This is a genomic window from Formosa sp. L2A11 (assembly GCF_009796865.1).
Lineage (GTDB): Bacteria > Bacteroidota > Bacteroidia > Flavobacteriales > Flavobacteriaceae > Formosa.
This window is the reverse complement of record NZ_CP047028.1, coordinates 2125086-2148799: the sequence shown is the minus strand read 5'-3', so window position 1 is coordinate 2148799 and position 23714 is coordinate 2125086. Positions and strand designations below refer to the sequence as shown.

Genomic DNA, 23714 nt, shown 5'->3' with positions numbered 1-23714 from the left:
TCTTCCCCTTATTATAAACACATATGAACATTAAAAAAAAATGGAAGATAGGCGGATTAGTCCTACTACTACTTATTATACTAACACTTATATTATTACCAATTGTAGCAAAAAACTATGCCATAAATAATAGTAAAACACTGCTTGGAAGACAAATTGATATTAATAAATTAAAAATTAATTATTTTACAGGAACAATAAAGGTAATTGACTTTAAAATGTTTGAAGCAGATGATGTTACCGATTTTATAAGCCTAGACACCCTAATTTTAGATACAGAACCTTACCGCTACATTACAAATGAATTGGTTGTAGAGCAACTTTATATAAAAGGATTAACCATTAATACAACTCAAAAAAATTCTGTTTTTAATTTTGATGATTTAATAGCTTTTTATACAGAAGACAGTACACAAGTAGAAGAACCTGAAGACGAAGATCCTTTTAAATACAGTTTAAACAATCTTGAATTGAAAAATGCCAACTTTATTTTTAATGATAAAGACGTAAATCAGGTTACAAATATTGAAGATATTTCTTTTCTTATTCCTTATATAGGTTGGAATCAAGAAGAAAAAAGTAATGCCGATTTAAAATTTAATTTTGAAAATGGAGGTTATTTTTCTTCAAATATAAATATGAATCCTATTGATGGTGAATTTAATGCCACCTTATCTATTAACGATTTAAATTTAAATTCATTTTATAAATATGTATCCGAATATGCTGAAATAAATAGTTTTAATGGACGGCTTAATTCTCAAATTAAAGTTACTGGTAATATAAACAATGCTGTAAAAGCTATAATATCGGGAAAGGCAACTGTTAACGATTTTGAAATGACAGACAGCAACAACAAAAAAGTTATTGCATTAAAAAAAGTTAATACCAAGTTACAAAAGATAGATTACACCAACAGTTCGTATGTAATAGATTCCTTAAATCTGACAGAACCTTACTCCTATTTTCAGTTAGATTCTGTGACTAATAATCTCTTCAAAATTTTCAAGTTAGACGACACATCTTCTAAAACAGAAAATTCATTAGTACAACAACCTAAAGATACTATTCAGTCTACAAACAACTCACCAGAACTATACTATGCCATTAACCATTTAAATGTAAATCATGGCGTATTAGATTATACAGATAATTTAACAGGAGAAGAATTCGACTATCATTTAAGCGATATAAAAATAAACTCAGATAGTATTTCGAGCAAGGCAGATTGGATAACCATCTATTCAGAGATGCTTTTAAACAATCGCGGAACTCTTAAAGCCAAATTAAGTGCTAATCCCTTAAGTACAGATAATGCAGAAATAGATATTACCATAGAGAGGTTCTTGTTATCCGACATTAATATTTATTCTCGTTACTATTTAAATCACGATATTTTAGAAGGCGATTTTTTTTACAAGACCACAACAAAAATCGTAGACGGAGAGATTACAAGCGAAAACAAACTTATGCTTAAAGATGCAGAAGTCTCTAGCGCCGCAAAAGGTTTAAATGCACTCCCTTTAAAATTTGCATTATTTTTATTAAAAGATAAAAATGGAGATGTTAATCTAGATGTTCCTGTTCGTGGAAACATGAACGATCCATCTGTAAATATGCGTAAAATAGTAGTTACAACCTTAAAAAACCTAATTATAAAAACGGTGGCTAGCCCAATTAAATTTTTAGGAGGATTAGTTGATGGTGACCCTAAAGATTTAGAAGAAATTGAGTTTATTTATCTAGATACAATTCCAGAAGGAAAACCTTTAAGACAACTAGATAAGCTAATAGATTTAGAAAACAAGAAAAAGGGATTAAAAATTGAAATACAGCATTATGTCGATTTAAAGTTACAAAAAGAAGCCATCGCATTATCAGAATTAGGTAATGCATTTAATGCTGAAACAAAACAAGATTATACTAAAAAGGATAAAGCTTTTGAAATCTATTTACGTAAAAAAGCAGGTTCTGATTCTATCTCAGTTAAAGCTGCTATTTCAAAATTAAGTGCCACTATTAATTTAGATTCTTTAGCAACACAATATAATAGTAAGCTTATAAAAAACACAAACGCGTATTTAAAAGAAAAAAATACGTTTACTAGAATTAAAGTATTGGCTGCAGATCCTAAAGAACCAGAGCATACAGGATCTAAATCTCGATTTAAAATTAAATACGATATGTTAGAGCCTAAACACTAAAAAAACAGAACTAAATTATTCTATAACAATACTTTTTATAATCTAAAAAGCCTCAAGTACACACTTGAGGCTTTTTAATGTTATAAATTATTTCCAACTAAGACGCTATAAAAGCAAGTATGTCGGATTCCTTAATTTTTGGATTGGCACCTTCGTGACTAGCAACTAAAGCACCAACAGCACAAGCATAATCTATAGCATCTTGCGGTGGTGTTCCTTTTAGTAATTTATTAATAAAAGAACCTAAAAAAGAATCTCCTGCTCCAACTGTATCTACCACTTTCACTTTGTAGCCTTCGTTATGGTAAAACGTATTATCATGATAATAAATAGCACCACGAGATCCTATGGTTACACATATAGATTTTGTGTTTGTTTGTTTTGCGATAAACAAAATATTATCTTCTAAAGACTCAGATTCAAAACCTAGAGATTTAGAAATCTCAAAAATCTCATCATCATTAAATTTTATAAAATCTGCTGCTTCCATTAAATAATTTAAGACCGGTTTAGTATAATGCGGAGCTCTTAAATTAATATCTAGAATCTTGTATTTTGCAACTTTTAACAGGTTGTATAAAGTAGATCTAGAAGTTGTATCTCTAGCAGCTAAACTTCCAAAAATAAAAGCATCTGCTTGTTTAGCTTTTTCAATAGCAGTTTCGGTAAGCTGAATATTATCCCAAGCACGATGTAAATTAATGGTATACGACGCAGAACCTGTTTCATCTAAAACCACATCTACAGCTCCTGTTTCTAAAGCGTCATCTACCTGAACATTTTCTGTATTTACACCATGTTCTTTAATAAAATCTGCAATTTCGGTACCTTTAGTATCTTTACCTATTCGGGTAATAATAGACACTTTATTACCAAAAGACTGTAATCTTAAAGCAACGTTTAATGGTGCACCTCCAATTTTTTTATGCGTTGGAAACACATCCCATAATACCTCGCCAAAACAAACTATATTTTTCATTTAATTTTATTTTAAAGTCGAGTTATTCCAAGCAATCACACTGTGTTCTATACCATTTTCAGAAATCGCTTTGTATGCTTTTGTAAACGCATTAACAAAGGTTTTTGATGTTTTAAGTTTTCCGAATATAGATTCTAATTCTAAAAATACTGCTGGATTCTCTTTAGCTAATACAGCTTGTTTTGCTAGAGCTGTTTCCATAGCATCTTTTATAATAAGATCTTGTCCTTGTTCGTCTTTTCCTAAACTGTAAATAGCCCAAGCAGCAACAACTAAAGCAGCAAAATCTACAGATCCTTCTCTTGCTAATTCCGAGTTTACGGTTGGTAAAACAAATATTGGAAATTTAGCAGAACTCTCTGAACAGATACGATCTATCTGGTCTTTCATATAAATATTTCCGAAACGTTTAAGCAACATGCTTTTATAAGCATCTAGATCTACACCTTCTAAATCGGATAATGTTGGCGTTACTTCCTGATCCATGTACAATTTTAAGAAGGTACTAATTTCAGGGTTGTAAACAGCTTCATCAATGGTAGCATAGCCTCTTAATGCGCCTAAAATTCCTAACACAGAATGTCCGGCATTAAGGAGCGTTAATTTCATTTTTTCGTAAGGATCTACATCTTCTACAAATTGTGCTCCTACAGTTTCCCAAGCAGGACGTCCTACTTTATATTTATCTTCAATAACCCATTGGTGAAATGGCTCACAAACTACTGGCCAAGCATCATCGATTCCTGAAGAGGTATTTAAATTGGAAATATCTACAGGAGACGTTGCTGGAGTAATACGGTCTACCATACTATTTGGAAAAGAAACATTTGCTTCTATCCAATCCATTAATTGAGGTTCTGCTTTTTCAACATAACTCAATAACATACGTTTTGCTAAATCACCGTTACCTTTAATATTATCGCAAGATTGAATAGTAACTGCTAATCCGTTTTCTTTACGACGTTTTAAGGCTTGAGTTAAATATCCGAAAATCGTTTTTGGAGCATCTGGATGTTCTAAATCGTATTGAATTTGCGGATTATCGAAATCGAATGCTTCGGTCGCTTCATTATAATTATATCCGCCTTCGGTAATCGTTAGGGTTATAATTTTAATATCTGGATTTGCCATTTTTTCTATAACCTGCATTGGATTTTCCGGAGCGTACAAACACTCGACTATAGAACCAATTACACGTTTAGTTAGCGTACCATCTAATTCTTTAATAACAAGTGTATATAAACCATCTTGCGCTTTTAAAGTATTATATATTTTTGTGTCATATTCTAATAATGCAATACCACAAATACCCCAATCTGTAACATTGGCATCGTGTAGTAATTGATCTGTATAAAACGCTTCATGTGCTCTGTGAAAACCACCAATACCCACATGTACAATACCTGCCTTTACTTTAGAACGATCGTAAGTTGGACAAGATACTTTTTTGGCAACTTCGGCCAAATTCATCTGATTAAGTTTAATTAAATTTTCCACGATATTATATGTTTTTATTTTTTCCTCTTTTTAATTTCCAATATGCAGTTACAAAATAAATTACAGTACACACAAATGCGTAACGGTAAAATAACTCTCTGTGTTCTATATAAATACTTTCGTTAGCACTTCCAAATAATACAATACATGCTAAGACTAAAGTGATGATTAAAGTAACTGTAGAAATAACTAATAAGACTTTAGAAAAGATAGAATGATCTTCAATCGTTTTCGTGGTTAGCTTCGCTTTTTCGTCTTGAAATTTAATTATATTTTCGTTTCTTACTTTTTCTTTTAATTCTTCTTCTGGATACGATGCTTTAGCACCATATTTTCCTGCCAAAACAGTATAAATTATAATTGTAAAGGCCCATGTTGGTAGAAAAAGATAGTAGAAAGGCATAACCTCCAACACATTTAATCCAAACCCAAAAACAAGACCTAAGCCCCAAGACACAATAGCTGGAGTACTAAATGTTAAATGTTTGTAATGCGACCAATAACGTGTATATCCAATTCTAGGAAATATTTGATGTTCTGCAAACACAATCCCTCCTACTGGTACAACTATTAATCCGGCGTACGTTAATAAAGGTAATATCTGACTAAATACAAATGGGAAACATGCTACGATCATGGTAACACCTCCAACAACTAAAGTTGTTTTTTTACGTGAGTGCGAATTAAAAACGGCCTGAGCAGCTAATCCTGCTCTATATAAATTAGCAATAGCAGTTGTCCAACCTGCAACAATTACAATTACAAATCCAGACCACCCTAAAGCGTAATATGCAACGTCTCCAGGATCTAATGCTACAATTGGTTTTCCTATTATAACAGCAGCTCCTGCTCCCATAATTCCGGCAGATATCCAAGCTACATAATGTCCAAACATCATTCCTGTACTGGTTGTTAATCCGTAAGATTTCTTTTTAGCAAAACGCAACATTGCCATATCTATTAAGCCAAAATGGGTAATGGTATTCGCTGCCCATGCAAATCCAATCACTTCTACCAAACCAATACCAGGTTTCCCTTCACTATTTAATCCGGTCCAGATAGAATGGTTTCCTAAAGTTACAAAATCGGACCAACTTGAAGGAATGGTTTGCCCTAAGTCTGAAAGAGACAAAGCAGGAAGTAATACAAATGCACCACTAATAAACATAACAAATAACCAAGGTGCACAAATACCAGAAAATTCGGTAACAGCTTTAAAACCGTAAATTGCTATTGAAACCACAACTAAACCAACACATAAAACAATAAATACAAACCATAAATTTGTGGGATACCAATTAAGTTGTGCAGGAATATTAAAGGCGAAACGAACAGCTGTTGCCGAAACGGTAATCATAGCTGCAGAAATTACAGTAAAAATAATAACGTTAGCCCAATTATAGAGCTTTGTCATAGAATCTCCTGCAATTTTGTTTAAATATGTGTATAAACTTAAACGTGTATCTACCGCTATAGGAGACGTAATAAATGTCCAACTTAAAACAGCAAGTATATTACCTATTAATAACCCTAAAAGGATATCTTTTGTTGTCGCTCCTAAAGCAACAAACGTTGCTCCAATAACAAATTCTGTTGCTGCGACATGCTCTGCAGCATATAAGCCTGCAAAATGAGTCCAATCGTGTAATTTATATTTAGACACCGGTAATTGTTCCTCATCTAATTTTTCGAACTCTTTAAAATTATTGCTCGTTTCCATATCCAGTTAGTATTATTGTTTGTTTAAAATACTATGTCTTTTTTTAAAATTCTTTAATGTAGAATTCCAATTAGGTTGACATTTTTTACAAACGTGTTTTTAACGTTTTATAACATATATCAAAGGTATTCAAAATAATTAAATAACAAAAGATTAAAGTAATATATTCTATATTAACCTATTTATATTATAAAATTATCTTATTTAGAATATAAATAATAAATATCCTCTCTAATTATTTAATGTACTTTATACGTTTAAAAATTATATAATTGAAAAACATTTTGTTAAATTTGTATAATAATTAAGCTTATGGAATCACAAAAAATCAGCAATGTATCTGTAGACTGTGTTGTCTTTGGATACAATACAATAGAGAAAAACCTAAATGTTTTATTAATAAAACGATATTTAGAATCTGAAGTTGGTTCTGAAGTTATTGTAGATGATTATGTCTTAACAGGATATCACGTTAATGAAAATGAAACCTTAGATGATACTGCAACAAGGGCATTAAACGAATTAACAGGGTTAAGTGGTTTATACAAAAAACAGTTTAAAGCCTTTGGAAATCCTGATAGATTATTAAATAAAAAAGATTTGCTTTGGATTAAAAATGAAGATTTTAGTACCAGAACAATCACCATTGCTTATTATTTTTTAATTAAAACAGAAGATGTTAATCTTGAAGAAAACAAATATCAAGCAAAATGGTTTCCTGTAAATGATTTGCCTGAATTAGGCTTCGATCACAAAGCAATTATTTTAGAAGCTTATGAAGATTTAAAAGAAAAGTGCCTTTCAGAACCTATTATTTTTGAACTGCTACCTCATAAATTTACCATAAACGAAGTTCAAGATTTATATCAGTCTATATTAGGTATAGAGATCGATAACCGTAATTTTAGACGAAAATTAATTAATAAAAAATACATTATTCCTTTAGACGAAAAACAAGTTGGTATCTCTAAAAAACCAGCACAGCTCTATATGTTTAGTAAAGATGTATACGAGAAAATGTTTAAGAAAAATTATTTAATCAGTATTTAATAACTCACCTAATTTTAAAAGTTAACAGAAACAAAAATAAAACATACTGTATGGTATTTTTTATATATTTGGATCATGCAACAAGATTTAAAATCTGAACTAACAAAACAACTTATAATAGATAAAGCGTTTAAATTATTTCATGAAAATGGTTTTAAAACAACTAGTATAGATAAAATAATGAAAGAAACAGCTTTAAGCAAAGGTGCTTTTTATCATCATTATAAAAACAAAAAAGAGTTAGGACTTGAAGTAATTAGTCTAAAGGTGCAGAAAAGGGTAATAAAAAGTATGGTTACACCGCTAAGTAATACAGGAAATCCATTACAAATCTTAGAACATGTTTTTCTAGATCGTCTAAAATCTTTTAATGTTTATGAAAAAAAGCATGGTTGTCCCATGAATAATTTAATTAATGAAGTTGGAGATCATGAAATAGCTTATCAATTAGCACTTAAAAATATTATTGAAACATGGAAAATGGCATTAATCGATTTACTAGATAGAGGAAAAAAAGAAAATACAATTAATAAGAATATATCTAGTGCTGCAACCGCTATTTATTTAATAAGTGCTTTTGAAGGTATTCGAGGTATTAGAAAACTATATACAGACGATACTATTCTAGATGATTATATAAATGGCCTTTCATTATACATTAAACAATTCAAAATATAACTTTTTCAAACACCAAAACATACCATTTAGTATGTTTATAAAAGAATAAAACATGACAAACAAGAGAAGAGACTTTATGAAAAAAACAGCTTTATTAAGTTTAGGAGGTACAGCTGTATCTTCTTTAGGATTTGCTGCAAATAATAGTCAAAAACCTGATATAATTGAAGAAGGAAAAAGACCGAAAGTTTTATTTTTTGATGTCAATGAAACCTTGCTTGACCTAACTACAATGAAAAAAAGTGTTGGAGATGCACTTGGTGGCAGACCAGATTTATTACCTCTATGGTTTACAACCATGTTACAATACTCTTTAGTAACTACAGTTGGAAGACAATACAATGATTTTGGAGTTATTGGTGCAGCTGCATTACAAATGGTAGCTGCAAATAACGGAATTACAATTACAGAAACAGAAGCAAAAACGGCCATATTAACGCCTTTACGTTCTATTCCCGCACATCCAGAAGTAAAAGAAGCACTGGCAGACTTAAAAGAAGCTGGTTATAAATTAGTGTCTTTTACAAATTCTTCTAACATTGGCGTAGAAACACAATTTAAAAATGCAGGCTTAATTGATTATTTTGATGAGAGATTAAGCGTAGAAGATATTGGAAAATTTAAACCTCATACAGATGCTTACGATTGGGCAGCACGTAAAATGGGAATTTCTAAAAATGAATGCCTATTAGTTGCAGCACACGGATGGGATATTGCAGGAGCTTTGTGGGCAAATTGGAGAGCTGCTTTTATTAGCAGACCAGGAGCACAATTATACCCTTTAGCAGATAATCCAGAAATAAACGAAGCGAACTTAAAACTAATTACTGAGAAATTAATTGCACTAAAATAAATAAAACACTAATAGTACCTCCCTTTTTATTTAAGAGTTCTTATTCTAATTTATTGTTATGATAAATGAAAATAAGAACTCTGTTTTATGTTAATCAATTTAAGAAATTGAAGACTGAGCTAGTAACGCATTAATTTCTTCTAAGCTTTCGTCGTTATCTAATAATAAAACTAAAGTATCATTTGCCTCAATTATGGTAGAACCTCCCGGACGAACAAAATGTCCTTTTCTTTTAATCATAACAATAAATGCAGATTTAGGTAAATGTAAATCTACAATACGACTATCTACAGCAAAACTATTTTCTGGTATGGTAGCTTCCTCCATAGCAGACTTAGGTAAATCTAGAATATAACGTTCGTGCTCGCGTTCTATTTTAGCTTCCTCTGGCATAGCAACATGTAACCATTTTGCAAAAAGAGATAATGTTGTGCCTTGTATTAGTATAGAAGTTACAGAAATAAAAAATACAATATTAAAAATAATATTAGCTTTTTCTATGCCTGCTAAAAGCGGATAAGTTGCAAATACAATAGGAACAGCACCTCTTAAACCTACCCAAGAAATATATAAACGTCTTCTGTTTTTCATTTTAAAAAACATAGTACTAATAAACACACTTAAAGGTCGTGCTACGAGAATTAGAAATACTGAAATAAGTAATCCAATGCCCATATAAGGAATAATTTCTGAAGGAAATACAAGTAACCCTAAAGTTAAAAACAGTACGATTTGCATAAGCCAAGCCATACCATCAAACATTTTTAAAATGGTAGATTTATGTATTAGGTCTTGATTTCCTAAATAAACTGAACAAATATAAATGGCAAGAAATCCATTTCCTCCAACAGAATCTGTTGCAGAGAACGTTATAAACATTAAAGCAATGACTAAAACAGGATATAAACCTTCAAAATCTAATGTAATTTTATTGATAATTAATTTACTCAACTTTCCAAAACCAAATCCTAACAATCCGCCAAGAATCATTTGCTGAAAAAACATAAGTATTATACCCATTACATCTTGATCTTGGTTTATAACCAAACTCAAAAAAGCTAATGTTAATACATAAGCCATGGGGTCGTTACTTCCGCTTTCTAATTCTAAAGTTGGTCTTAAATTTGTTTTTAAGGCTAAATTTTTAGATCGTAAAATTGAAAAAACCGCTGCAGCATCTGTAGAAGACACAATAGATCCTAACAGCATACTTTCAAAAATAGTAAAATCTGTTACATACCAAACAAATGTACCTAAAGTAACAGCGGTAAGCAAAACACCTAAAGTAGATAAAACAAGACCTTCTTTAATAATGGGTTTTACGGTAGGCCAGTGCGTATCTAAACCTCCCGCAAATAATATAAAATTAAGAGAAACAATACCTATAAATTGAGCAAGTTTTGGATCGTTAAAAAGAATGCCTCCAATACCATCAGATCCCGCCAACATACCAATAGATAGAAATAAAATTAAAGTAGGAACTCCAAATTTATAAGACGTCTTACCAACAATAATACTGATAAACAGCAATAAAGAGCCAACAAGTAATATGTTTTCAATAGTTAGATTCATTAATTTATAGCTTATGGTATAAAAACAAATTTAACTTATTATTGATGCTAAACGAAATAAAAACAGATAAGTAATAAGTGAATATATAACCGGTTAGAATAAAAAAATAGAAAGTATTATATGTGAAGTAAAATTTAAAGTGAAACAATACAAACAGAGAAAATATTCGGAACAGTTAGTATAAAATAAGGTAAAACATCATCTTATGAGAAAACAATGTTCTTCTAAGCATTTAAAACATCTAAAACAATTCGTAATTCGTCATAACTATATTTATCGTCTAATTGATTCTTTAATTCTGATAAATTTTCAAAAGTTTGCTTCGGAATAAGTATAAGGAGAGCATCATAATTTTCGGTAGACATTAAATCTGTAGTTTTTACTTCTCCAGAAGGTATAAAACCTGCTAAGTGACCAAAAATTGTATTTTCATTTAAATCTCGTTCGATTGCAATATCTTTTATAGACTTACCTGATTTAAATAATTTTAAAGATAAATCTTTGGTATTAATTTTTGCCTCTTTCTTGTTTTCTTCTTCAAAAATGGTGTCTTCAGATTCTGTCTGAATATCATTCTCATCACAATAATCTCTAATAATTTTTAAAATGGAAGTACCATATTTTTCAACTCTTGTTGCTCCCATACCATTAATTTTTAAAAGTTCTGATTTGGTTAAGGGTAAAACTTCACACATTTCGTATAAAGATTTCTGAGTGAATACCTGGAAATGAACCAATTCGTTTTCTGAAGCAATATCGTTACGAAGCACCCGTAACAATTCAAATAATTCTACATTTACAGTCCCATCAACTACAGATTTTCGTGATTTTTTTGGTTTTTCTTTAGCTAAGAAAATAGACTTAGCTCGTAACTTTAAAAGCGTTTTGGTTGAAAAATCATCTGATAAACCATTAAAATAAAAAAGTTTAGAATCGTACAATTCTTCAATAACATCTAAATTTTTAGTAATGTCGCCACCCACAGCCTGATTATCGGTACTAAAACTAAATGTTTTTAAAGGTTCTCCTATGTTTATCTCAACCTGATCCTTAAAGTAAGTAACTGCTTTTATAAAACGTTCTTGCATTATTTTATTAGATTCAGGAGATTGATCACCCAAAGCAAGATTTCTTAATTGAGCATTAAAACCGTTACCTACTTTTAATAAATTTGTAACAGAATTTTTAATAGTAACCATAGAATCTTCTACTTTACCTTCAATACTCGTTCTATTTTTATAAAAAATATCTAGAATTCTATTAACAGGATACATAAAATCATAAAAGCCAAAAACTTCAGCAATTAAATCTAGCTGAAACATTTTTTGAGAAGTCTCTAATACATATTGATCCGGTTCATTCTCTTCTGCATTTTTATTAAACGTAATCACATTTCGATCTGTAATAATCTGATTAGAACTAATTTTACTTTTTAAAACAAGTCCTTCTAAAGATTTACATCTACTTAGTGCAACATAAGTTTGTCCGTGAGCAAAAGCACCACCGGCATCTATAATTGCTTTTTCAAAAGTTAGTCCCTGACTTTTATGAATGGTAATAGACCAAGCTAAACGTAAAGGAATCTGGGTAAATACACCAATTTTATCTTCAGTAATATCTTTGGTTTCTTTATCTACAGTATAATTAATATTTTCCCAAATTTCTGGTTTCGTTACAATATCAAAATCATCATCAGGACAACGTACAGTAACTTCATCTTTAGTAAGCTTAGTAATAGATCCTATTTTACCATTGAAATAACGTTTATCTTGACTAGTATCATTTTTAATAAACATAACTTGAGCACCAACCTTAAGTTCTAAAGATTCACTATTAGGAAAGGAAAATTCTGGAAATTTTCCTTCAACAATTGCATTATAAGTATATACCTTAGATTTAAGCTTATCTAATTCTAATTTATTGGTTGCATCTGCCCTATTATTATGGGTTGTTAACGAAATATAACCCGCATTAGGTTTTGGAGAAAAATCTGCAATATACCTTTTATTCAATTCAGCTGCAGCAGACTCACTAAGCGCATTATTTCGAATTTCATTAAGAATCTGAATAAATTTAGGATTTTCTTGTCTGTAAATATGTTTTAACTCAATAGATAGCGCATCACATTGCTGATAAGCGTGACTACTAAAAAAGAAACCATTAGTATAATAACGCTTTAATAAGTCCCATTCGTTTTCCCTAATAACTGGAGATAATTGTTGTAAATCTCCAATCATAAGTAATTGTACTCCTCCAAAAACTTTATTTTTATTTCTAAAACGACGTAATGTTTTATCTATTCCATCAAGTAAATCTGCACGAACCATACTTATTTCATCAATAACCAATAAGTCCATAGATTTAATAATATTGATTTTCGTTTTATTAAATTTTCTATTGAAACTTTTAGAATTATCTAAATCTGTATCTGGCAATATAGGTCCAAATGGAATTTGAAAAAAAGAGTGAATTGTAACGCCTTTAGCATTAATTGCAGCAACTCCAGTTGGAGCAATAACAACAAGACGTTTTAAACTATTGGTTTTTAAACGATGTAAAAATGTTGTTTTACCTGTCCCTGCTTTTCCTGTTAAGAATATAGATCGATTTGTATTGTTTACAAATTCCCATGCTAAATCTAATTCCTTATTCACAGCCATAACATTACTTCTTAAAAATAGGCTTTCAAGGTACTACTTTATTTTCTTATAAGAATATATATCAAAAAAAGAGATAATGATAATTCAAATCCATGAGCATTAAATCCAATGAGTGAGAGACATAAATAATAAATATATGTATTATGAAATCTCATCAAGTTATTAGATTTAAGAGTACTAATACAAAAACGTTTATAGGTATTAATGAAGTAAAACTTGTTTTGAAGAAAAGTAACTGAGTTTAAAAAGTATGTTATTGTATAGATATTTTTTAAGTATCTCAATAAAAATAAATAATGATTTAGCTAAACAAATACAGAATTACTATCAATTTTAAAATGATATAATAAAACGACTAAACAGCCTTAGTCAATATGAATTTAAAGTAATTATTAAGAATAATTACAAAAATTAAACAAACAAAAATATAAATTTAAGATAATACAACAAATATGAGATACCTAATCTAAATAAAACGCCTTAGAATAAAGAGAGAATCATGATTAGAATATATAATGATTGATACTGTATGATTAAAAGCTGTAAAATAGATCAGTATAATACATCTGATAAAAAGACTTTCAAAATGATACAGTATAGCTAATAATGACATTAAATAAACCAGAAGTACATACGAGCACTAAAAAATGATCTCATTTGAAGTATTAGTAATTAATTCTAATAAGATAGAGTAATTACTCTATGTATGACCTTCATGTTTGACTAAGCATAAAGAACATTCAGAAAGATTAATTGATCTTTAGATAATAAATGAAGAATCAAAGAGGTTCTAGAGGGAGTGCTATAAAAAAGATAATAAGGAGTAATCAGAAGTATTAAAGGTAATAATCCAGGAGTTAAATTATTTGGGGTATAAACAAAAAAAATCCTGAACAAATTCATGTTCAGGATTTAATTAAAAAAGGCAACGTCCTACTCTCCCACAATGCAGTACCATCGGCGCTAATGGGCTTAACTTCTCTGTTCGGAATGGTAAGAGGTGAGCCCCATCGCAATAATCACCTTAAATTGTTGATCGTTAGTTGTATCATATACAATCTAATCAACCGCGCTCTTGCGCAAATATCTTAACATATTGAAAAAGGACGATAATCGTCTTTATTTTAAAAATACTACTTATAATAATTCTGTTATACTCTGTAAAAAAACAATGCGCCCCTCAGTATCTTTTCAAATACCTGTCCTCTATATTACTATAAAGTCAGAGGGGGCTTTTATACAATAAGCCTATGGGTTATTAGTACTACTCGGCTATGACATTACTGTCTTTACACCTATAGCCTATCAACGTGGTCATCTCCCACGACCCTTTAAAGAAATCTCATCTTGTGGTGGGTTTCGCGCTTATATGCTTTCAGCGCTTATCCCTTCCAAACGTAGCTACTCTGCAATGCTCCTGGCGGAACAACAGATACACCAGAGGTTTGTCCATTCCGGTCCTCTCGTACTAGGAACAGATCCACTCAAATTTCTAACGCCCACAGTAGATAGAGACCGAACTGTCTCACGACGTTCTGAACCCAGCTCGCGTGCCACTTTAATGGGCGAACAGCCCAACCCTTGGGACCTTCTCCAGCCCCAGGATGTGACGAGCCGACATCGAGGTGCCAAAACCCCCCCGTCGATATGAGCTCTTGGGGGAGATCAGCCTGTTATCCCCGGCGTACCTTTTATCCTTTGAGCGATGGCCCTTCCATACGGAACCACCGGATCACTATGCTCTACTTTCGTACCTGATCGACTTGTAGGTCTCTCAGTCAAGCTCCCTTATGCCATTGCACTCTACGCACGATTACCAACCGTGCTGAGGGAACCTTTAGAAGCCTCCGTTACTCTTTTGGAGGCGACCACCCCAGTCAAACTACCCACCAAGCACTGTCCCTTCGTTGAAGGTTAGGCTCTAGATAAGCAAAGGGTGGTATTTCAACAATGACTCCACAACACCTAGCGATGCCGCTTCAAAGTCTCCCACCTATCCTACACATTACTTATCCAAAACCAATACTAAGCTATAGTAAAGGTGCACGGGGTCTTTTCGTCCCACTGCGGGTAATCGGCATCTTCACCGATACTACAATTTCACCGAGCTCATGGTTGAGACAGTGTCCAGATCGTTGCACCATTCGTGCAGGTCGGAACTTACCCGACAAGGAATTTCGCTACCTTAGGACCGTTATAGTTACGGCCGCCGTTTACTGGGGCTTCATTTTAGACCGTCGAGGTAAACCTCTAAGCCCACCATTTAACCTTCCAGCACCGGGCAGGTGTCAGGCCATATACGTCATCTTTCAATTTAGCATAGCCCTGTGTTTTTGATAAACAGTCGCCTGGACCTTTTCACTGCGGCCCCACCGAAGTGGGGCGACCCTTCTCCCGAAGTTACGGGTCTATTTTGCCTAGTTCCTTAACCATGAATCTCTCGAGCTCCTTAGAATTCTCATCCCAACTACCTGTGTCGGTTTAGGGTACGGGCTGCTTCACTCGCTTTTCTTGGAAGTCGATTTGCTAGATTATCACCTTGACCGTAGTCTCAGTGTACTATCGGAGTGTTACCACATCCTTCAACGTACTATTCCGTCAGTACGCACTAACTTTTCGCCTCCGTCACTTTTAGTGTGAGCAGGTACAGGAATATTAACCTGTTGTCCATCCACTACCCCTTTCGGGTTCGCGTTAGGTCCCGACTAACCCTCAGCTGATTAGCATAGCTGAGGAAACCTTAGTCTTTCGGAGTGCGGGTTTCTCGCCCGCATTATCGTTACTTATGCCTACATTTTCTTTTCTATCCGTTCCAGCATACCTCACAGTACACCTTCTACACAAATAGAATGCTCCCCTACCAGTTATAATAAATTATAAATCCATAGCTTCGGTAATATGTTTATGCCCGATTATTATCCATGCCGAATCGCTCGACTAGTGAGCTGTTACGCACTCTTTAAATGAATGGCTGCTTCCAAGCCAACATCCTAGCTGTCAAAGCAATTCAACCGCGTTTTTTCAACTTAACATATATTTGGGGACCTTAGCTGATGGTCTGGGTTCTTTCCCTCTCGGACATGGACCTTAGCACCCATGCCCTCACTGCTGATCAACATTTTATAGCATTCGGAGTTTGTCAGGAATTGGTAGGCGGTGAAGCCCCGCATCCAATCAGTAGCTCTACCTCTATAAAACTATAAATCAACGCTGCACCTAAATGCATTTCGGGGAGTACGAGCTATTTCCGAGTTTGATTGGCCTTTCACCCCTACCCACAGGTCATCCGAAGACTTTTCAACGTCAACCGGTTCGGTCCTCCACTGTATGTTACTACAGCTTCAACCTGCCCATGGGTAGATCACACGGTTTCGCGTCTACCACTACTAACTAAAGCGCCCTATTCAGACTCGCTTTCGCTACGGATCCGTGACTTAATCACTTAACCTTGCTAGCAACGGTAACTCGTAGGCTCATTATGCAAAAGGCACGCCGTCACAACACGAAGTTGCTCCGACCGCTTGTAAGCGTATGGTTTCAGGATCTATTTCACTCCCTTATTCAGGGTTCTTTTCACCTTTCCCTCACGGTACTAGTTCACTATCGGTCTCTCAGGAGTATTTAGTCTTAACGGATGGTCCCGCCAAATTCACACAGGGTTTCACGTGCCCCGCACTACTCAGGATACCACTATCTTGCCAATCTTTACCTATACGGGACTATCACCCTCTTTGGTCTGTCTTTCCAAACAGTTCTAATTCATCATGGTTCAAATGTCGTGGTCCTACAACCCCAATAATGCCGTAACATCATTGGTTTGGACTAATCCGCGTTCGCTCGCCGCTACTTACGGAATCACTTTTGTTTTCTTCTCCTCCGGGTACTTAGATGTTTCAGTTCTCCGGGTTTGCTTCCCTAAGGATACTATATCTTCAATATAGTGGGTTGCCCCATTCGGATATCTGCGGATCAAATTGTATGTGCCAATCCCCGCAGCTTTTCGCAGCTTATCACGTCCTTCATCGCCTCTGAGAGCCTAGGCATTCCCCATACGCCCTTATTTAGCTTATTGTACTTTTTGCTTTTTTAATGAGTTTGTTATTAGTTAAAAGCTCGTAAACTTTAACTAACAACGAATTATTATTATTTTAAATAATTCCTGTTTAATACGTGCATACTAAACATTCGTTATTTAAATGTATTTTTATGTATCTTTTTCAATATGTCAATGAACTTTTTTCTATATTTAGAATATAGAATCGTGGAGAATATCGGAGTCGAACCGATGACCTCCTGCGTGCAAGGCAGGCGCTCTAGCCAGCTGAGCTAATCCCCCATGTAAATCCTATCAATTAGTATTCTTCATGTGAATTTAGAATTCTCAGTTCTAGAATTTCCTTTTATTATATTTAGTAGTCTCAGGCAGACTCGAACTGCCGACCTCTACATTATCAGTGTAGCGCTCTAACCAGCTGAGCTATGAGACTCTAACTATAATAAATTATATTTTAAATTAACAGCTAAGAATAAACAATCTCTTTTCCTTTTTTTTAAATCCAATAGTCGTCTTTCTCTAGAAAGGAGGTGTTCCAGCCGCACCTTCCGGTACGGCTACCTTGTTACGACTTAGCCCTAGTTACCGACTTTACCCTAGGCCGCTCCTTGCGGTGACGGACTTCAGGCACTTCCAGCTTCCATGGCTTGACGGGCGGTGTGTACAAGGCCCGGGAACGTATTCACCGCATCATGGCTGATATGCGATTACTAGCGATTCCAGCTTCACGGAGTCGAGTTGCAGACTCCGATCCGAACTGTGATAGGGTTTATAGATTCGCTCCTGGTCGCCCAGTGGCTGCTCTCTGTCCCTACCATTGTAGCACGTGTGTAGCCCAGGACGTAAGGGCCGTGATGATTTGACGTCATCCCCACCTTCCTCACAGTTTGCACTGGCAGTCTTGTTAGAGTTCCCGACATGACTCGCTGGCAACTAACAACAGGGGTTGCGCTCGTTATAGGACTTAACCTGACACCTCACGGCACGAGCTGACGACAACCATGCAGCACCTTGTAAATTGTCCGAAGAAAAAACTATCTCTAGTCCTGTCAATCTACATTTAAGCCCTGGTAAGGTTCCTCGCGTATCATCGAATTAAACCACATGCTCCACCGCTTGTGCGGGCCCCCGTCAATTCCTTTGAGTTTCATTCTTGCGAACGTACTCCCCAGGTGGGTTACTTATCACTTTCGCTTAGCCACTCAGACCGAAGTCCGAACAGCTAGTAACCATCGTTTACGGCGTGGACTACCAGGGTATCTAATCCTGTTCGCTACCCACGCTTTCGTCCATCAGTGTCAGTTGATTATTAGTAATCTGCCTTCGCAATTGGTATTCTATGTAATATCTATGCATTTCACCGCTACACTACATATTCTAACTACTTCATAATAACTCAAGATAACCAGTATCAAAGGCAATTTTACAGTTGAGCTGCAAGATTTCACCCCTGACTTAATTATCCACCTACGGACCCTTTAAACCCAATGATTCCGGATAACGCTTGGATCCTCCGTATTACCGCGGCTGCTGGCACGGAGTTAGCCGATCCTTATTCTTACAGTACCGTCAAGCTGCTACACGTAGCAGTGTTTCTTCCTGTATAAAAGCAGTTTACAACCCATAGGGCAGTCTTCCTGCACGCGGCATGGCTGGATCAGGCTCTCGCCCATTGTCCAATATTCCTCACTGCTGCCTCCCGTAGGAGTCTGGTCCGTGTCTCAGTACCAGTGTGGGGGATCCCCCTCTCAGGGCCCCTATCTATCGCTGTCTTGGTAAGCCGTTACCTCACCAACTAACTAATAGAACGCATGCTCATCTTTTACCGATAAATCTTTAATATTTAAATGATGCCATTCAAATATACTATAGGCATTAATCCAAATTTCTCTGGGCTATTCCTCTGTAAAAGGTAGATTGCATACGCGTTACGCACCCGTGCGCCGGTCGTCATCTGTGCAAGCACAATGTTACCCCTCGACTTGCATGTGTTAGGCCTGCCGCTAGCGTTCATCCTGAGCCAGGATCAAACTCTTCATCGTTAAATTTTTAAGTGTTTCCACTATTACTTTTAACAACTAATGGAATTAATTTGGTACTCAAAATGGTCTATTCTTTTTTTGTGATATTAACCGCTTCCAGTTAATATCTACGCTGTCAATTCAATATGTTAATGAACTTATTTCTCTGTGTGTCTTAACTCGTTGCCTCGTTAAGCGGGTGCAAATATAAAACCCTTTTTTATTCCTCACAATGTTTTTTTGAAGTTTTTTTTTAGTCCAGTTTTACAACCTTTCCAACTCCAACACAAACACTAATTAAAGAACTTTTTTTCTAAAAACGTTGCCGTTTTTAGCGGCTGCAAACATACAACCTTTTAGTTTAATAACAAGCTTTTATTTTTCTTTTTTAAAATTAATTAAATTCGATAAAGTATTGCTTTGTTAATGAACGTTTTGCTTCACTAAACAACCATAGTTGCCTCGCTAAGCGGGTGCAAATATACACTCTTTTATTCTAACCAAACTAATTAATTTATAGCTTTTTTTGATTTATTTTGTAAACCATACGTTAAGAGTTTGTTACGCCTGCTTTTTATTTTAAGGAAACTTCGTTTGTAGTGTTATATAGTATACAAATAAATATAACCAGATCTATAATATAATCTAACAGTACTCTTTTATAATTATTCCTGGTATGCGTTTTAAATAAAACATGTTATTTTATCTAAAAAAAACTACGTCTAATTAAAATTAAAAACAATTGAATAAAGAAAACGGCCATCGTTCATCCATAACTCTTTTATTAATTTAGAAAATAAAAAAAAGAGTTGCTTTTTTAATTTACATCGTAATGCAAGAAATAATATAAATAACATTAGTGAATACGTCTTATAAAAAGACAAAAGACTTATGAAACTAAAAACGTTTAACAGATTATCATATTTAATACGTTTAAAGGTAAGTTGAAGATAATTTAAGGATTATATACTAATAATCATATTGAATTAAACCAGAAGTACATGCGAGCACTAAAAAATGATGTCATTTGAAGTATTAGTAATTAATTCTAATAAGATAGAGTAATTACTCTATGTATGACCTTCATGTTTGAGTAAGCATAAAGACCTTTCAGAAAGAGTAATTGATCTTTAGGTAATAAGGAGTAATCAGGAGTATTAAAGGTAATAATCCAGGAGTTAAATTATTTGGGGTATAAACAAAAAAAATCCTGAACAAATTCATGTTCAGGATTTAATTAAAAAAGGCAACGTCCTACTCTCCCACAATGCAGTACCATCGGCGCTAATGGGCTTAACTTCTCTGTTCGGAATGGTAAGAGGTGAGCCCCATCGCAATAATCACCTTAAATTGTTGATCGTTAGTTGTATCATATACAATCTAATCAACCGCGCTCTTGCGCAAATATCTTAACATATTGAAAAGGACGATAATCGTCTTTATTTTAAAAATACTACTTATAATAATTCTGTTATACTCTGTAAAAAAACAATGCGCCCCTCAGTATCTTTTCAAATACCTGTCCTCTATATTACTATAAAGTCAGAGGGGGCTTTTATACAATAAGCCTATGGGTTATTAGTACTACTCGGCTATGACATTACTGTCTTTACACCTATAGCCTATCAACGTGGTCATCTCCCACGACCCTTTAAAGAAATCTCATCTTGTGGTGGGTTTCGCGCTTATATGCTTTCAGCGCTTATCCCTTCCAAACGTAGCTACTCTGCAATGCTCCTGGCGGAACAACAGATACACCAGAGGTTTGTCCATTCCGGTCCTCTCGTACTAGGAACAGATCCACTCAAATTTCTAACGCCCACAGTAGATAGAGACCGAACTGTCTCACGACGTTCTGAACCCAGCTCGCGTGCCACTTTAATGGGCGAACAGCCCAACCCTTGGGACCTTCTCCAGCCCCAGGATGTGACGAGCCGACATCGAGGTGCCAAACCCCCCCGTCGATATGAGCTCTTGGGGGAGATCAGCCTGTTATCCCCGGCGTACCTTTTATCCTTTGAGCGATGGCCCTTCCATACGGAACCACCGGATCACTATGCTCTACTTTCGTACCTGATCGACTTGTAGGTCTCTCAGTCAAGCTCCCTTATGCCATTGCACTCTACGCACGATTACCAACCGTGCTGAGGGAACCTTTAGAAGCCTCCGTTACTCTTTTGGAGGCGACCACCCCAGTCAAACTACCCACCAAGCACTGTCCCTTCGTTGAAGGTTAGGCTCTAGATAAGCAAAGGGTGGTATTTCAACAATGACTCCACAACACCTAGCGATGCCGCTTCAAAGTCTCCCACCTATCCTACACATTACTTATCCAAAACCAATACTAAGCTATAGTAAAGGTGCACGGGGTCTTTTCGTCCCACTGCGGGTAATCGGCATCTTCACCGATACTACAATTTCACCGAGCTCATGGTTGAGACAGTGTCCAGATCGTTGCACCATTCGTGCAGGTCGGAACTTACCCGACAAGGAATTTCGCTACCTTAGGACCGTTATAGTTACGGCCGCCGTTTACTGGGGCTTCATTTTAGACCGTCGAGGTAAACCTCTAAGCCCACCATTTAACCTTCCAGCACCGGGCAGGTGTCAGGCCATATACGTCATCTTTCAATTTAGCATAGCCCTGTGTTTTTGATAAACAGTCGCCTGGACCTTTTCACTGCGGCCCCACCGAAGTGGGGCGACCCTTCTCCCGAAGTTACGGGTCTATTTTGCCTAGTTCCTTAACCATGAATCTCTCGAGCTCCTTAGAATTCTCATCCCAACTACCTGTGTCGGTTTAGGGTACGGGCTGCTTCTTTCGCTTTTCTTGGAAGTCGCTTTTCTGGATTATCACCTTGACCGTAGTCTCAGTGTACTATCGGAGTGTTACCACATCCTTCAACGAACTATTCCGTCAGTTCGCACCAAATTTACGCCTCCGTCACTTTTAGTAAGAGCAGGTACAGGAATATTAACCTGTTGTCCATCCACTACCCCTTTCGGGTTCGCGTTAGGTCCCGACTAACCCTCAGCTGATTAGCATAGCTGAGGAAACCTTAGTCTTTCGGAGTGCGGGTTTCTCGCCCGCATTATCGTTACTTATGCCTACATTTTCTTTTCTATCCGTTCCAGCATACCTCACAGTACACCTTCTACACAAATAGAATGCTCCCCTACCAGTTATAATAAATTATAAATCCATAGCTTCGGTAATATGTTTATGCCCGATTATTATCCATGCCGAATCGCTCGACTAGTGAGCTGTTACGCACTCTTTAAATGAATGGCTGCTTCCAAGCCAACATCCTAGCTGTCAAAGCAATTCAACCGCGTTTTTTCAACTTAACATATATTTGGGGACCTTAGCTGATGGTCTGGGTTCTTTCCCTCTCGGACATGGACCTTAGCACCCATGCCCTCACTGCTGATCAACATTTTATAGCATTCGGAGTTTGTCAGGAATTGGTAGGCGGTGAAGCCCCCGCATCCAATCAGTAGCTCTACCTCTATAAAACTATAAATCAACGCTGCACCTAAATGCATTTCGGGGAGTACGAGCTATTTCCGAGTTTGATTGGCCTTTCACCCCTACCCACAGGTCATCCGAAGACTTTTCAACGTCAACCGGTTCGGTCCTCCACTGTATGTTACTACAGCTTCAACCTGCCCATGGGTAGATCACACGGTTTCGCGTCTACCACTACTAACTAAAGCGCCCTATTCAGACTCGCTTTCGCTACGGATCCGTGACTTAATCACTTAACCTTGCTAGCAACGGTAACTCGTAGGCTCATTATGCAAAAGGCACGCCGTCACAACACGAAGTTGCTCCGACCGCTTGTAAGCGTATGGTTTCAGGATCTATTTCACTCCCTTATTCAGGGTTCTTTTCACCTTTCCCTCACGGTACTAGTTCACTATCGGTCTCTCAGGAGTATTTAGTCTTAACGGATGGTCCCGCCAAATTCACACAGGGTTTCACGTGCCCCGCACTACTCAGGATACCACTATCTTGCCAATCTTTACCTATACGGGACTATCACCCTCTTTGGTCTGTCTTTCCAAACAGTTCTAATTCATCATGGTTCAAATGTCGTGGTCCTACAACCCCAATAATGCCGTAACATCATTGGTTTGGACTAATCCGCGTTCGCTCGCCGCTACTTACGGAATCACTTTTGTTTTCTTCTCCTCCGGGTACTTAGATGTTTCAGTTCTCCGGGTTTGCTTCCCTAAGGATACTATATCTTCAATATAGTGGGTTGCCCCATTCGGATATCTACGGATCAATTTGTATGTGCCAATCCCCGTAGCTTTTCGCAGCTTATCACGTCCTTCATCGCCTCTGAGAGCCTAGGCATTCCCCATACGCCCTTATTTAGCTTATTGTACTTTTTGCTTTTTTAATGAGTTTGTTATTAGT

General features: G+C 35.5%; 9 protein-coding genes, 2 tRNA genes and 5 rRNA genes. 4 read left to right on the top strand and 12 right to left on the bottom strand.

Translation table 11 applies throughout. From position 1 onward, the window contains the following. Positions 1–23: 23 nt before the first annotated feature. Positions 24–2204: a DUF748 domain-containing protein gene (locus GQR95_RS09340; RefSeq protein ID WP_159022915.1), complete on the top strand. Its 2181-nt coding sequence runs from the start codon at positions 24–26 to the stop codon at positions 2202–2204. 97 nt (positions 2205–2301) lie between these two features. On the opposite strand, the gene GQR95_RS09335 is transcribed toward GQR95_RS09340, so the two are convergent. From GQR95_RS09335 to GQR95_RS09325, 3 genes are read right to left on the bottom strand one after another with little or no spacing between them, the layout of a single operon-like run. Continuing rightward, positions 2302–3183: a carbohydrate kinase gene (locus GQR95_RS09335; protein ID WP_159022914.1), complete on the bottom strand. Its 882-nt coding sequence runs from the start codon at positions 3181–3183 to the stop codon at positions 2302–2304. Positions 3184–3189: 6 nt separating this feature from the next. Continuing rightward, positions 3190–4680: a mannitol dehydrogenase family protein gene (locus tag GQR95_RS09330; RefSeq protein WP_159022913.1), complete on the bottom strand. Its 1491-nt coding sequence runs from the start codon at positions 4678–4680 to the stop codon at positions 3190–3192. A gap of 4 nt (positions 4681–4684) precedes the next feature. After that, positions 4685–6400, bottom strand: coding sequence for a cytosine permease (locus tag GQR95_RS09325; protein WP_159022912.1), 1716 nt, complete (start codon positions 6398–6400; stop codon positions 4685–4687). A gap of 312 nt (positions 6401–6712) precedes the next feature. Here GQR95_RS09325 and GQR95_RS09320 point away from each other — a divergent pair, with 312 nt between their 5' ends. The 3 genes from GQR95_RS09320 to GQR95_RS09310 all read left to right on the top strand — a co-directional run bounded on the left by GQR95_RS09320 (position 6713) and on the right by GQR95_RS09310 (position 8981). After that, positions 6713–7450, top strand: a complete 738-nt coding sequence (locus GQR95_RS09320) for an NUDIX domain-containing protein (RefSeq protein WP_159022911.1) — start codon at positions 6713–6715, stop codon at positions 7448–7450. 75 nt (positions 7451–7525) lie between these two features. Continuing rightward, complete coding sequence (locus GQR95_RS09315; RefSeq protein WP_159022910.1) at positions 7526–8128, top strand: TetR/AcrR family transcriptional regulator; 603 nt, start codon at positions 7526–7528, stop codon at positions 8126–8128. Positions 8129–8180: 52 nt separating this feature from the next. Next, positions 8181–8981, top strand: coding sequence for a haloacid dehalogenase type II (locus tag GQR95_RS09310; protein WP_159022909.1), 801 nt, complete (start codon positions 8181–8183; stop codon positions 8979–8981). Positions 8982–9080: 99 nt separating this feature from the next. Here the strand turns inward: GQR95_RS09310 and GQR95_RS09305 are convergent, their stop codons facing one another. The 9 genes from GQR95_RS09305 to GQR95_RS09265 all read right to left on the bottom strand — a co-directional run bounded on the left by GQR95_RS09305 (position 9081) and on the right by GQR95_RS09265 (position 23680). After that, on the bottom strand, positions 9081–10553 hold the full coding sequence (locus GQR95_RS09305; protein ID WP_159022908.1) for a potassium/proton antiporter: 1473 nt from the start codon (positions 10551–10553) through the stop codon (positions 9081–9083). A 224-nt stretch (positions 10554–10777) separates the two neighbouring features. Then, a complete protein-coding gene (locus tag GQR95_RS09300) occupies positions 10778–13213 on the bottom strand; it encodes a helix-turn-helix domain-containing protein (protein WP_159022907.1) in 2436 nt (811 codons plus the stop codon). 920 nt (positions 13214–14133) lie between these two features. Then, positions 14134–14240, bottom strand: a 5S ribosomal RNA gene (rrf, locus tag GQR95_RS09295). A 211-nt stretch (positions 14241–14451) separates the two neighbouring features. Beyond that, positions 14452–17285, bottom strand: a 23S ribosomal RNA gene (locus GQR95_RS09290). Positions 17286–17475: 190 nt separating this feature from the next. After that, positions 17476–17549: transfer RNA gene (locus GQR95_RS09285), tRNA-Ala, on the bottom strand. 77 nt (positions 17550–17626) lie between these two features. Then, positions 17627–17700: transfer RNA gene (locus GQR95_RS09280), tRNA-Ile, on the bottom strand. Between the two features lie 90 nt (positions 17701–17790). Beyond that, positions 17791–19309 (bottom strand): 16S ribosomal RNA (locus tag GQR95_RS09275). 1220 nt (positions 19310–20529) lie between these two features. Next, positions 20530–20636, bottom strand: a 5S ribosomal RNA gene (gene rrf / locus GQR95_RS09270). A gap of 210 nt (positions 20637–20846) precedes the next feature. Continuing rightward, a 23S ribosomal RNA gene (locus GQR95_RS09265) occupies positions 20847–23680 on the bottom strand. Together the 16S, 23S and 5S rRNA genes with 2 tRNA genes alongside form the textbook arrangement of a ribosomal RNA operon. Positions 23681–23714: the final 34 nt, after the last annotated feature.